Annotated in this window: 9 protein-coding genes; 4 read left to right on the forward strand and 5 right to left on the reverse strand. The window is 64.3% G+C overall.

The window, feature by feature from the left end:
- Positions 1 to 74: 74 nt before the first annotated feature.
- The 3 genes from RLDS_RS49890 to RLDS_RS49900 all read right to left on the reverse strand — a co-directional run bounded on the left by RLDS_RS49890 (position 75) and on the right by RLDS_RS49900 (position 2,781).
- Entirely contained in the window at positions 75 to 260 is a 186-nt protein-coding gene (locus RLDS_RS49890) for a YbdD/YjiX family protein (protein WP_021227944.1), read from the reverse strand.
- Positions 257 to 2,305 (reverse strand): carbon starvation CstA family protein, encoded by a 2,049-nt coding sequence (locus RLDS_RS49895; protein ID WP_031298907.1) that lies wholly within the window; start codon positions 2,303 to 2,305, stop codon positions 257 to 259. The genes RLDS_RS49890 and RLDS_RS49895 overlap by 4 nt, the downstream gene beginning before the upstream one ends.
- A 68-nt stretch (positions 2,306 to 2,373) precedes the next feature.
- On the reverse strand, positions 2,374 to 2,781 hold the full coding sequence (locus RLDS_RS49900) for a DoxX family protein (RefSeq protein ID WP_021227946.1): 408 nt from the start codon (positions 2,779 to 2,781) through the stop codon (positions 2,374 to 2,376).
- Positions 2,782 to 2,885: 104 nt separating this feature from the next.
- Between RLDS_RS49900 and RLDS_RS49905 the strand changes: the two genes are divergently transcribed.
- Positions 2,886 to 3,761, forward strand: a complete 876-nt coding sequence (locus tag RLDS_RS49905; protein WP_021227947.1) for a class I SAM-dependent methyltransferase — start codon at positions 2,886 to 2,888, stop codon at positions 3,759 to 3,761.
- Positions 3,762 to 3,789: 28 nt separating this feature from the next.
- Here the strand turns inward: RLDS_RS49905 and RLDS_RS49910 are convergent, their stop codons facing one another.
- On the reverse strand, positions 3,790 to 6,333 hold the full coding sequence (locus tag RLDS_RS49910; RefSeq protein ID WP_021227948.1) for a penicillin-binding protein 1A: 2,544 nt from the start codon (positions 6,331 to 6,333) through the stop codon (positions 3,790 to 3,792).
- 62 nt (positions 6,334 to 6,395) lie between these two features.
- On the reverse strand, positions 6,396 to 7,673 hold the full coding sequence (locus RLDS_RS49915; protein ID WP_031298909.1) for an N-acetylmuramoyl-L-alanine amidase: 1,278 nt from the start codon (positions 7,671 to 7,673) through the stop codon (positions 6,396 to 6,398).
- 509 nt (positions 7,674 to 8,182) lie between these two features.
- Between RLDS_RS49915 and RLDS_RS49920 the strand changes: the two genes are divergently transcribed.
- The 3 genes from RLDS_RS49920 to RLDS_RS49930 all read left to right on the forward strand — a co-directional run bounded on the left by RLDS_RS49920 (position 8,183) and on the right by RLDS_RS49930 (position 13,150).
- Positions 8,183 to 10,906, forward strand: a complete 2,724-nt coding sequence (locus RLDS_RS49920) for an Rne/Rng family ribonuclease (protein WP_236616913.1) — start codon at positions 8,183 to 8,185, stop codon at positions 10,904 to 10,906.
- 124 nt (positions 10,907 to 11,030) lie between these two features.
- A complete protein-coding gene (locus RLDS_RS49925) occupies positions 11,031 to 12,380 on the forward strand; it encodes a M48 family metalloprotease (protein ID WP_021227952.1) in 1,350 nt (449 codons plus the stop codon).
- A 2-nt stretch (positions 12,381 to 12,382) separates the two neighbouring features.
- A complete protein-coding gene (locus RLDS_RS49930) occupies positions 12,383 to 13,150 on the forward strand; it encodes a DsbA family protein (RefSeq protein WP_021227953.1) in 768 nt (255 codons plus the stop codon).
- Positions 13,151 to 13,267 lie beyond the last annotated feature (117 nt).

Genomic DNA, 13,267 nt, shown 5'->3' on the forward strand with positions numbered 1-13,267 from the left:
AGCAATAGCAAAATGCCGACGATATTAAACTTTATGAGCGTAAAACTGCAAAATATTGTAATATAATTGCAAGATCAGCAGCAACGCCCGCCGTTGCGGCCGCCATAGCGGGCCTGTTGGCGATCACGGAAAAAGCTGGTGCGGTCCATCACCGGCTGGGCGGGATGATGATCGGCCATATGGCGCAAATAAGCGTCATAGTCGGGGATGCCAACCATCATATGCGCCGCCTGGCGCAGCTTTCTGAACAAATCCGTCATTGCGCTGCAACTAGACTGGTGGGAATCTCGCATGCCGTAGGGACGGCGTTGCGGCGCGCGGCAGTGCAACTGCGGATGGCGAAAAACAAAATGGCAAGAACGACCGCGAGGAACAGGCCAACCAGCGCGGCGTCGACCCGGTCGTTGAAGATGATGCGCTGCATTTCGTCCATGGTTTTTGCGGGGCCAAGCAGCGAGCCAGCCTCTGCCGCCTCGCTGAATTTGGCTGCGTGCGCCAGGAAGCCGACCTTGGGATCGGCGGAAAATAATTTGAGCCAGCCCGCCGACAGGGTGCAGATCAGCAGCCAGGCCGTGGGCAGCATCGTCACCCACGCGAACCGGTCCTGCTTCATGCGGAACAGCACGACCGTGCCCAGCATCAGCGCGATCGCCGCCAGCATCTGATTGGAAATGCCAAACACCGGCCACAGCGTATTCACCCCGCCCAGCGGATCAGTGACGCCCTGATAGAGGAAAAAGCCCCAGGCCGCGACGCACAGGGCGGTGGCGATGATGCCGGGCATGTGGCTCTCGCTCTGCTTGAAGGCTGGGACGACAAGGGCGATCAGGTCCTGCAGCATGAAACGACCCGCGCGCGTGCCCGCATCGACGGCGGTCAGGATGAACAGCGCCTCAAAGAGGATGGCGAAATGATACCAAAAGGCCTTCATCGCAGGCCCGCCCACGACATGGCTGAAAATCTCCGCCATGGCGACGGCCAGCGTGGGCGCGCCGCCCGCGCGGCTGATGATAGTATGTTCGCCCACATCCCGCGCCGTCCGGGCGATGCTATCGGCTGAAATGGGAAAGCCCATGGCGGTGACGGCGGCGGACGCGCTGGCCGCGTCCGTGCCGATCAGGGCCGTCGGGCTGTTCATCGTGAAATAGATGCCCGGGTCCAGGATCGACGCGCCCACCAGCGCCATGATCGCCACGAATGCCTCCATCAGCATCGCGCCATAGCCGATCAGCGGCGCATGCGCTTCGCTGGCGATCAGCTTGGGCGTGGTCCCGCTGGAAATCAGTGCATGGAACCCCGACACCGCGCCGCAGGCGATGGTGATGAACAGGAAGGGGAACAAGCTACCGGCCCAGACTGGTCCGTCGCCCGCGACAAATCGCGTCAGCGCCGGCATTTGGAGCGGCGGCGCCATGATGACGATGCCGATGGCGAGCGCGGCGATCGCCCCGATCTTGAGAAAGGTCGACAGATAGTCGCGCGGCGCGAGCAACAGCCAGACCGGGAGCACCGACGCCACCGCGCCGTAGCCGATCAGGATCCAGCAAAGCTGCACCGGGGTGAAGGTGAAGGCCGGCCCCCAGATGGGGGACTGCGCCACGGCCTGCCCGTAGACAATCGCCGCGATCAGGCCGATGAGGCCCAGCACCGACACCTCGCCGATCCGCCCCGGCCTGATCCAGCGCGTATAGGCCCCCATCGCCATGGCGAGCGGCACGGTCGCCGCGACGGTGAACATGCCCCAGGGGCTTTCGGCCAGCGCCTTGACCACGATCAGCGCCAGCACCGCCAGGATGATGACCATGATCATGAACGCGCCGAACAGGGCGATCGTACCGGCGACCTGGCCCATTTCCATGCGGATGAGTTCGCCCAGCGACTTGCCGTCGCGGCGCATGGAAATGAACAGGACCATGAAATCCTGCACTGCCCCGGCCAGCACCACGCCGAAGATGATCCACACTGTTCCGGGCAGATAGCCCATCTGCGCGGCGAGCACGGGTCCGACCAGTGGCCCTGCACCCGCGATCGCCGCGAAATGATGGCCGAACAGGACGCTGCGGTCGATCGCGACATAATCCAGGCCGTCCGCGCGGCGCACGGCAGGCGTCGGTCGCGCAGGGTCTAGTCCCATGACATGCCGGGCGATGAACAGCGCATAATAGCGATAGGCGACCAGGAAGCAGCTGACCGCTGCGACAACGATCCACAGCGCGTTGACGCTTTCCCCCCGTGATATCGCCACGACGGTCAGGGCCACGACGCCGATAATGGCTGTCACTATCCAGGGAATATGCCGGGTCACGCCGCCTCGCTCCGCTTGTTCACAGATTTGCCGTCACCCTAGGGGGGCGGGCGGCAAAGACAACCGCCTTAGCGTCGCGGCGCAAAAGGCCAGTCGATGACGCCGCTCGCCCACAGCGCCCACCAGATGATGACCGGTTGCAGCGCCAGCCGTGGTCCATGATACCACCAACTCAAGTGCACGCCGCCCAGCGGAACGTCGCTGAGCGCATGATGGATATTGGCCGGCCATACGCACAGCGCATAGAGCGCCAGCCCGATGCCCGCGGCGCGGCGAAAGGGCGGCAGCATGAGGCCTATCGACCCGGCAATTTCGGCGATGCCAGTCAGCCAGATAACGGTGGCGGGATAGGGCACCCAACCCGGCGTGATCGCGATGAACCCGCCCGGCGTCCGCAAATGCGCCACCCCTGCGATCAGATAGGCCAATGCCAGGAAGGCGCGGGCGATCCGGCGGGGGCGGCTATCAGCGATCATCCCATCCCGATCGAAAAAAGGTCTATCCTTCATCATGCTGGGGCTGGCAGAGACATATTTAGAGTATCCGACTGTCTTTGGCGCGCCACGAAGGAACTGACGACTTGCGACTATCATCAATACGGCGGCATATTGCGCGCAAATTCAAGGGCGGTGAAGCGAAAACGGAGCAACTGCCCGTCTCCGGCCAGCCAAAGAGCAACGACGACGATATCAGTTTTCTGCCGGACATGAACGAATGGGTCCGCACCCATTATGTCGGCGTCGTCGATGAATTCGTGGCGGCCATCGGCAGTCTCGAGGGGAAACGCATCCTGGATCTGGGGTGCGGCGAGATGCTGATGACCTATGGCCTCGCCTCGCGCGGCGCAGAGGAGGTTGTCGGTCTCGATATTACCAAGCTGGATCCGGACAAAAGCCTCAAGACCCTGGTCGATGGCGGTTTCCCGGACGCCGCTAAGTATCGGGATCGCGTTTCAGCCGCAGTCTATGACGGCAAATCCATGCCATTTCCGGACGAGCATTTCGATATCATATTCTGCTGGGGCGTGATGGAGCATGTCGCCGATGTCCCGGCCGTGCTGGCCGAAATCAAGCGCGTGCTCAAGACAGGCGGCATCGCCTTCATCAAGGTTTTTCCCTGGTTTCATTCCTATTTCGGTAGTCATCTGTCGGACTTCGTGCCTGTGCCTTTCGCGCATCTGACGCATGACCAGGCAGCGATGCGCGCCATCATCGAAAGAACGGCGCATGAGCAGACCGTCGTTCATCCCGACATGATCCTCAACCATATGTGGAAGGAATATCTGACGCTGAACCGCTATTCGGCCGATATGTTCTATCGCGACGTCAAGGCCGCGGGCTTTTCGCGCGACATATGGACGCTCATCAGCCGCCAGCATGACCTGACGGATGCGCCGCCGGGATATGAACTGTCCCAGTTGATGGTGTCCGGTTCCGACACCATCCTGTACAAATGAAGCGGGCGCCACCGCACGAAGGCGCCCGTCAGTAAATCCCGCCCTGGTCCTGCAGGAAGTCGGCGTCAGTGCGCTGCCGCCCGCGCGCCACGGCGGCCGCGGCCTTGGCATCGGCAGCCTTCGCCTGCGCCTCGGCCTCTTCCTTGCGGATCGACCGGCGCGGCTCGGTTTCGGGCTTGAACGCTTCCCAGATTACCGCGGGCTTGGGATCGTTGGTCGGCCACACGCCATAGACGCGCTTGCCCGAACGACGGTCGATCGTGACCATGCGGATGCCCGCCGGTGCGACGAAGGGCGTCTTGGGCATGGTTTCCAGGATCGGCGCCATCGCCGCCTTCCAGATCGGGGCGGCGATGCGGCCGCCCTGCGCCCATCCGCCCAGGCTCCGGGGCTTGTCATAGCCGACATAAACACCTGCCACCAAATCGGGCGATCCGCCCACGAACCAGACATTGGTGGGGCCGTTGGTGGTGCCGGTCTTGCCAAACAGCGGGCGCTTGAGATCGGCCAGCACGGTGGCGGTGCCGCGCAGCACCACGCCCTCGGCGATATGCACGACCTGATAGGCGGTCATCGGGTTCATCACCTGCCGCCCTTCAAAGCCAAAGCGCGGCATCGGCTTGCCGTCCCAATTGGCCATGTTGCACCCGTCGCACGGGCGCCAGCGTTCGGGCCAGATCACCTTGCCGCGCCGGTCCTGCACATAGTCCATGACCTTGGACGGATTTTGTTTTCCCTGGTTCGCCAGCGTCGCATAGGCATTGACCATCCGCTCCACCGTCGTTTCGCCCGCACCCAGCGCGAAGGAGAGGTAGGGCTGATAATCGCCGATGCCCATCGCCTTGATCGTGCGCACGACCCGGTCCATGCCGGTCTGGCTGGCGGCGCGCACCGTCATCAGGTTGCGGGACTGTTCCACACCCCAGCGCATCGTCTGCGGCCCGGCGCTGCCGCCTGAGAAGTTGCGGAAGCATTTCTGCCCCAATCCCGCGCCCTGATAGACGCAGAGCGGCCCATCGACGATGATCGATGCGGGCGTCATGCCATTGTCCAGCGCGGCGGCGTAGACGAAGGGCTTGATCGTGGAGCCGGGCTGGCGCTGGGCCTGGGTCGCGCGGTTATAGGAGGAGAGGCGCGAATCGAACCCGCCCTGCATCGCGCGGATGCGGCCTGAATGCACTTCCTGCACCACCATGCCGCCCGACACTTCGGGAATGGTCCGCAGCGCCCAGTCGGCGCCATTCTTTGCGACGACGATCAGGTCGCCGGACTTGAGCGCGGCAAAGGCGGGACCACCGGTGCGGCGATAGGGTGTCTGCGCCATCGACGCAGGCAGGGTGCCGGTGCTGCCGTCGGAAAAGCCGATCTGCGCCTCAGACGATGATCGATCGATGACGACGGCGACGCGCCAGCCTTCATAATCGACACCGACATAGCTGGCGGCCAGTTCGCGCGCCCAGCCTCGATCGGGGTCGATATGGCCGACCGGACCCGACCAGCCGCGGCCCGCGCCGAAGCGCAGCAATCCGTTTCGCAGCGCATCCTTGGTGCGTTCCTGCGCCACCGGGTCATAAGGGCTGCGCACCCACAGGCCGCCGGCATAGACGCTGTTGGGGCCGTCCGCCGCCTTTTCGCCGAACCGGTCGATCAGGCGGCGGCGCACCTCTTCCATATAATAGCCGCCCGCGCGCGCATCGAAGCTGGAACCGCGCACGGTGACGGTGCCCAGAGGCTGCGCCTGCGCCTGCGCGCGCTGCGCGGCGGTGATCCAGCCATTGCGCTCCATCTCGCCCAGCGCCCAGTTGCGCCGCTCGATCGCGCGGGCGTGACCGGTTTCGCTTTCGGGGCGGTAATTGGCCGGCCCCTTGGGCAGGATCGCCAGATAGGCCATTTCAGGCAGGCTGAGGTCAGCGACATCCTTGTCAAAATAAGCGCGCGAGGCCGCCTGCACGCCATAGGCGTTGCGACCGAGGAAAATCTGGTTGAGGTAAAGCTCCAGTATCTGCTGTTTCGACAGCACATTTTCCATGCGCCAGGCCAGGATCATCTCCTTGACCTTGCGTGTGGGCGAATATTCGTCGCCGATCAGCAGGTTCTTGGCCACCTGCTGCGTGATGGTCGACCCGCCGCGCGCGCGCTGGCCCGACCCCAGCTTGCTGACATAGTCCGCGACTGCGCCGGCAAAGCCGGGGAAATCGACACCATGATGCTCGAAAAACGTCTTGTCCTCCGCCGCCAGATAGGCGCGGATCAGCAACGGGGGATAATCGCTATATTGCAACTGCACCCGCCGTTCTCGAGCATAGCTGTGCACCGGCTGCCCGTTGATGTCGCGCACCATGGTGGGGAGCGGCGGCTCATATTCCAGCAAGGTCGCCGCATCGGGCAGGCCGCGCGCGAAAATCAGCCAGAACAGGAAGATCGCCAGCAGAAACCCGCCCAGCAGGATAGTCAGCCAGCGAAACAGCCTCCGGCCCCATAGTGGACGTATCCGGTCCATGACGCCGCCCGCGTCACGGCGCAGGCGATAGGCGAAGGATGTCGGGGCGGTATCGGAACGGGCCTCTTCCATGGGGAAGAGGCTCTAGGATCAAATCGCGGCCAAGGCCAGTGGCGTTTCGACGGGCCGCGCCATCAGCCGCCCGCCGCAACCCCGCTCATCGCCAGCTTGCGCGCGAAATGCACCTCGATCGCCTTGGCAACGCCGCGCGCGATCTTCTGCTGCCCCTCGCGCGAGGACAGGAAGGCGGAGTCCGACTCATTGCTAATATAGCCGGTTTCGAACAGGATCGACGGCGTATCCGGGGCCTTGAGCACCATCAGCGAAGCGAAGCGATGATAGGCGCTGCGGAAGGGCACATAGGGTGAAGCCTCACGCTGGAGCAGCCGCGCGAAACTGGACGATATGTTGAGCGATTCGCGTTGCGTCAGGTCGATCAGGATTGACGACACATCGCCCGACTGGCCGCCCAGATTGACGCCGTTGATGATGTCGGCCTTGTTTTCGCGCGCGGCGAGACGCGCGGCTTCCCGGTCCGACGCGGTTTCCGACAAGGTGTAGACCGTCGCGCCATGGGCATCGGTATTTTCGGCCGCATCGGCATGGATCGAAATGAAGAGGTCCGCACCCATCTTGCGCGCGATGCCATAGCGTTCCTGCAACACCAGAAAGCGATCATCGTCCCGCGTCAGCGCAACGCGCACCCGACCGCCCCTGACCAGTTGGTCGCGGATCGCCTGCGCGATCGCCAGTGTCACGTCCTTTTCGCGTTTGCCATTGTCCTTGTTGATGGCGCCGGGATCATGGCCGCCATGGCCCGCATCGATCACCACCAGCGGCCGCGCGCCGTCATTGACGCCCTGCACCGGCGGCAGGGCGACGCCGCGCGCGGCGGGTGGGATCGGCACGGTGATCGAATGCAACCGCTTTTGCGGCCGTGCGGCCATGTCCGCCGGCGCATCGAACGCCATGCGCCCGCGACCCAATTCACTGCGAAAGCGGCTGTCGCTCACGCCCTGGATCGCGAAGCTCAGCGATTTGCCGTCCGGTGCAATGCGCGCGTCGGCCAGCGTCGCCGGGCTTGCCAGGTCCAGCACGACACGCGCGCGCTCCGGGCTCAATTGCCCCTGCCGCACGCCCGCGACCGTGCCATTGCCTGGTGAAAAGGGAAAGCGGCCCGTCTGCGCGCCATCGATATCAAGGGCAATGCGCTGCGGCCCGTCGAGCAGGAAGGCGGACGCGCCCTCCACCCGCTCATCGAAACGCACCACCACCCGGTCCCCCTGCACATCGACGCCGGCGATGCCGCCCGCCTGGCCGGGGGAGGAAAGAAGAATGCTTGCCAGGGCAAGGCTTTGCAACATGCGCCGCTTGTGCACCGCAGGCCTGTCGGCCGTCCAGCCAAATATCATCGACGTTGACCCGTCCAGCGTCCCCACGCTGAACACCCGATTAAGCATCGCCCTCTTTTAACCCGGTAAAATGAGCTGGTTAACGTCATTTTCACCATGACCGGCCATGGTCCGAACGTCGGGTGCGCGCCGGGACATAATATTTCGACCAGCCGTTGCCGCCCGCGCTATTGACTGCTAACCATCCCCATTCCTGAAAGAATTGTCGTTTTTGCGACCGGTCTTCAGGTGAAACGAGCGCCCGCTGCTATGCGGGTAAGACAGAACAGGTTGACGCTGCATGAGGCATGAATTTCCATCCACGCTTGCCCCGGTGACGGGCATGGCGGCGTGGATGGTGCGGCCCGGCGCCTTATCCGGCCCTGCCGATGCAGCAGACGCGCAGATTTTCCTTCAAAACCGGATATCTGCCTGCGCCGCGCCCGATGGCGCGCGCAGGCAGATATTCTTTTCTTATCGCGTGGCGGCGCGGCGTCATGCCGCAGCCCGCGCACGCCGGAGACTTATAAATGACAATGCGTATGCTGATCGATGCGCGCCACCGGGAAGAGACCCGGGTCGCGGTCGTCAAAGGTAACCGGATCGAGGAGTTCGATTTCGAATCGGCCGAGCACAAGCAGCTCAAAGGCAATATCTATCTGGCCAAGGTGACGCGCGTGGAGCCTTCGCTTCAGGCCGCCTTCGTCGATTATGGAGGCAACCGCCACGGCTTCCTGGCTTTCAGCGAAATCCACCCCGATTATTATCAGATTCCGCGCGAGGACCGTGAGGCGCTGCTCCAGGAAGAGCGCGCCCATGCCGAGGAAGAGGCCGCATTGCGCGCCGAGATCGAGGATGACGAGGACGCGGGTGAGGACGGCGTCGAACTGGTCGAGGCGACCCATCATCATGAGGATGAGGAAGCGCCCGAGGCGGACGCCGAGAACGAAGCGCCTGAAGCCGCCAAGGGTGGCCGCCGCAAGCGCGGGAAGAATGGCGATGAGGCCGCCGACGAACTGCGCCGCAAGCGCATGGCGCTGCGTCGCCGCTACAAGATTCAGGACGTCATCAAGCGCCGGCAGGTGCTGCTGGTGCAGGTCGTGAAGGAAGAGCGCGGCAACAAGGGCGCGGCGCTGACCACCTATTTGTCGCTGGCGGGCCGCTATTGCGTGCTCATGCCCAACACGTCGCATGGCGGCGGCATCAGCCGCAAGATCAGCAACGCGGCCGATCGCAAGCGGTTGAAGACCATCATCGCGGAAATGAACCTGCCCTCGTCCATGGGGTGCATCGTCCGCACGGCGGGGCTTCAGCGGACCAAGCCGGAAATCAAACGCGACTTCGATTATCTCGCGCGGCTGTGGGACGAGATTCGCGAAAAGACGCTCCAGGCGTCTGCGCCCGAACTGATCCACAATGACAGCGACCTCATCAAGCGCGCCATCCGCGACATCTACAACAAGGATATCGAGGAAGTCATCGTCGAGGGCGAGGATGGCTACAAGGCCGCCAAGGACTTCATGAAGCTGCTGATGCCGAGCCATGCCCGGCGCGTGAAGCAATATGCCGACGCGGTATCGCTGTTCCAGCGCGCTAGCGTCGAAGATCAGCTGGCCGCGATGTACAATCCGGTCGTGCAGCTGAAATCGGGCGGCTATCTGGTCATCAACCCGACCGAGGCGCTGGTGTCGATCGACATCAACTCTGGCCGGTCGACGCGCGAACATGGCATCGAACAGACCGCCGTCGCCACCAATCTGGAAGCGGCGCGCGAAATCGCGCGCCAGTTGCGTCTGCGCGACATGGCGGGCCTCGTCGTCATCGACTTTATCGACATGGAGATGAATTCCAACATCCGTAAGGTCGAAAAGGCGATGAAGGAGGCGCTCAAGGACGATCGCGCCCGCATTCAGGTCGGCCGGATTTCAGGCTTTGGCCTTATGGAAATGAGCCGCCAGCGTCTGCGCACCGGCGTGCTGGAAGCGTCGACGCGCCAATGCCCGCATTGCGAGGGCACCGGCCTTGTCCGCACCGCGTCGTCGGCGGGCCTCAGCGCGCTTCGTATGCTAGAAGAGGAAGCGGCGCGCGGTCGCGGCAACCTCATCACCCTGCGTGCCAGCCAGGAAGCGGCCTTCTACGTCCTCAACAACAAGCGTCGCGAACTCGACGAGATCGAGCAGCGCTATGGCGTGCGTATCGAAATCCTGCCCGATGGCGAGATCGAAGGCGCGCGCATGTCGGTCGAAGCCAGCGGGCCGCGCCCGGAACGTGTCGTCACCTATGCGCCGCTGGTCGAGGATGATGACGATATCGACCTGCCAGAGGACGAAGACGACATCGAAGAGGTCGAGGACGCCCAAGACAGCGCCGAGCGGGAGGAGCGGGGCGATAGGGGGGACGAGGATCGCGAAGGCGGCCGCCGTCGCCGTCGCCGTCGCCGCCGCCGCGGTGGCCAGCGCGACGAGCCGCGCGATGCCGGGTCCGAAGCCGAGGCTGGCGACGCCGAGCCCGGTGACGACACCGATACGGATGAAGGCGCAGAAGCCGACGATCGCGAAGGCGCTGAGCCTGCAAGCAACGCTTACGGTGACGAAGGCGGCTCGCGTCGTCGCGGGCGTCGTGGTCGTCGCGGAGGCCGCCGTCGGCGCGAAGCGGGCGAAACCGCTGCGATCGAGCAGGACGATGCAACGGCTGCGGCCGATGCTGAGGCGCCGGTTGAAGAGCCGGCTGCCGTAGAAACGCCTGTCGCCGAGCCGGTGAGCGAGGAAGCGGCCGAGCCCGCGCCCAAGACGCGTCGGCGTCCGCGCGCCCGGAAGAAAGCGGAGGCTGACACGGCTGAGGCTGCGACCGAGGCTCCGGCCGATGTCGCCGCGGCCGCGACCGAAGAGCCTGCGCCAGCAGCCGAAGCGGACGCCGCACCGGCCAAGCCCAAGCGCACGCGTCGCAAGAAGGCGGTGGCGAGCGAGGGCGAGGCGGCTGAAGCAGATGCGCCAGCAGCCGAGGCGGACGCCGCGCCCGCCAAGCCCAAGCGCACGCGTCGCAAGAAGGTGGTGGCTGCCGAAGCGGAAGCGGCAGACCCAGCCGCCGAAGCCGCACCGGAGGCCCCAGTTGACGCTGCGCCTTTCGCGCCGTCCGAACCGACCGGTTCGCCAGACCCGGTTCCAGCCGAAGCCGGCGCTGCCGACGACGCAGGCGGCGAGGATGCCGATGGCACGCCCCGGCGCGGCTGGTGGCAGCGCACCTTCGGTCAGTAAGCACGCGAAGGGTTGAATGATGAAGCGCCGCTGCCCGTCCGGTCCTTACCGGTGCGCAGCGGCGCTTTTCCATGGAATGCGCTTCACGGCGCGTTCAGGACGCCCATGGCAAGGGCTGGCATCCATGGCCCGTTTGCTCCAGTTCCTGGCCCTTGCGCTGGCGTCGTTTGCGCTGATGTCGCGCCCGGCGCTCGCGCAGCAGATTTTGCGCGACGCCGAGACCGAAGCCTTCATGGCCGACATGTCCGCGCCGCTGGTCAAGGCGGCGGGCATGACGCCCAAGAACGTCCAAGTTCTCGTCATCAACGACCCGGAAATCAACGCCTTCGTCGCGGGCGGCCAATATGTCTGGGTGCATAGCGGCCTGATCGCCCAAGCGGACAATGTGAACCAGTTGCAAGGCGTGGTCGCGCACGAACTGGGCCATATCGAGGGCGGCCACATCATCCGCTCGGGCGAGGGGATCAAGGACGCGACCAGCGTCACCCTGCTCAGCCTCGTGCTTGGCGCGGCGGCGATCGCGGCAGGCGGCGCGGAAGCGGGCATGGGCATCATGGGCCTTGGCCAGCAGGCGGCGATGAGCAAGTTTCTCGCTTTCTCCCGTGCGCAGGAAAGCTCCGCCGACCTTGCCGGCGCGCGCTATCTCCACACCGCCGGGATCAGCGGCCGCGGGAGCCTGGAGTTTTTCAAGAAGCTGCAGAATCAGGAATATCGCCTCGCCATTCCGCAGGACAATAGCTACGGGCGCACCCACCCGCTATCGGGCGAGCGCATCAGCGTCCTGCGGGAGGTTTATGAAGTCGACCCCGCCTGGGACAGGCCGGTCGATCCACAGCTGGAAGCGCGGTTCGAACGGATCAAGGCGAAACTGATCGGTTTCGTGTCCGAACCGCAGCAGACGCTCATCAAATATCCTGAAAGCGACCAGTCGCTGCCCGCCCATTATGCCCGCGCCTATGCCTGGCACAAAAGCGCCTATCCGCAAAAGGCGCTGGCCGAGGCCGATGCGCTGCTCGCCGCGGAACCGCATGATCCCTATTTCCTGGAACTCAAGGGCCAGATCCTGCTGGAAAGCGGCCGGCCGGCCGACGCCATCGCGCCGCTGCGCGAAGCGGTGAAGATCACCAATCAGCCGCTGATTTCCGTCCTCCTGTCCCATGCGCTCATCGCGACCGAAGACCCGGCCAATTTCGCGGAGGCCGAACAGGTGTTGCGCGTGGCGGTACAGCGTGACCGCGAAAATCCCTTCGCCTGGTATCAGCTGGGCGTCGTTTATGAGCGGCGCGGCGACACGCCGCGCGCCGCGCTCGCCACGGCGGAACGCTACGCGATGATGGGCGATCATAATCTGGCGCTGCGCAGCGCCGACGTTGCGGTGCAGGGATTGCAGCCCGGCACGGTTGACTATCTGCGCGCGCAGGATATCGCCATGACGTCGCGTGCCGCGGTCGAGCAGCAGCGGAAGAAAAGATAGCAATGACAGATCAAACCCGGCCGAGCTTTCGCGCCGCCCTTTCCAACAGGACCATCCAGATGACCCTTGGCGCCTTCGCCTTCATCGCGGCCGCCGCCGGCGCCGCGCTCGCCGTCCAGGCTCCCGCCAGCGTCGGCGCCACGGACAAGGCTGCGATCGAACAGATCGTCCATGATTATATCCTGGAGCATCCCGAAATCATCCCGCAGGCGATCGAGAAGCTGCAATCCAAGCGTCTTTCCAGTGTCATCGACACCAATCGCAGCGCGCTCGAAACTCCCTATGCCGGCGCATGGGAGGGGGCGGCCAATGCCGACGTTACCGTGGTGGAATTTTTCGACTATGCCTGCGGCTATTGCCGCGCCTCGCTACCCGACCTTGGCAAGCTGGTGGGGTCCGACAAGAAGGTTAAGATCGTCTATCGCGAACTGCCGATCCTGTCGGAAGAAAGCGGCGATGCGGCCAAGGTATCGCTGCTGGCGGCCGAGCGCGGCCAGTATATGCCCTATCACAAGGCGCTCTATGCCGCCGGGCGCGTGACGCGCGACACCATCCTGGCGGCCGCGGCCAAGGCCGGCATCAGCAAGGCGGATGCGCAAGCGGCGATGGCGTCGAGCAAATATGATTCGGAAATCCAGTCGAACATCGCGCTCGCCCAAAAATTGCAGGCGACCGGCACGCCTACCTTCGTCATCGGCGATCAGGTGCTAAGCGGTGCGGTCGGCTTTGACGCGCTCAAGGAGGGCGTGGCGAGCGCGCGCGGCAAGTAGCGGCATCCTGTTTCTGCGAAAGCAGGAACATGAAATGAAGAGATGCGGTGCCGCCCCGCCATTGACTTCCCCATCCCTTTTCCCTATCGGACGCCCCCTGACTGGCGGCCGCTGCGT

This window comes from Sphingobium lactosutens DS20, from assembly GCF_000445105.1.
Lineage (GTDB): Bacteria > Pseudomonadota > Alphaproteobacteria > Sphingomonadales > Sphingomonadaceae > Sphingobium > Sphingobium lactosutens.

Bases quoted from the DNA above. Each gene is read 5' to 3' on its own strand.
- RLDS_RS49890 (WP_021227944.1), bottom strand. From the start codon at position 260: ATGACGGATTTGTTCAGAAAGCTGCGCCAGGCGGCGCATATGATGGTT.
- RLDS_RS49900 (WP_021227946.1), bottom strand. From the start codon at position 2,781: ATGATCGCTGATAGCCGCCCCCGCCGGATCGCCCGCGCCTTCCTGGCA.
- RLDS_RS49910 (WP_021227948.1), bottom strand. From the start codon at position 6,333: ATGGAAGAGGCCCGTTCCGATACCGCCCCGACATCCTTCGCCTATCGC.
- RLDS_RS49915 (WP_031298909.1), bottom strand. From the start codon at position 7,673: ATGATATTTGGCTGGACGGCCGACAGGCCTGCGGTGCACAAGCGGCGC.
- RLDS_RS49920 (WP_236616913.1), top strand. From the start codon at position 8,183: ATGACAATGCGTATGCTGATCGATGCGCGCCACCGGGAAGAGACCCGG.
- RLDS_RS49925 (WP_021227952.1), top strand. From the start codon at position 11,031: ATGGCCCGTTTGCTCCAGTTCCTGGCCCTTGCGCTGGCGTCGTTTGCG.
- RLDS_RS49930 (WP_021227953.1), top strand. From the start codon at position 12,383: ATGACAGATCAAACCCGGCCGAGCTTTCGCGCCGCCCTTTCCAACAGG.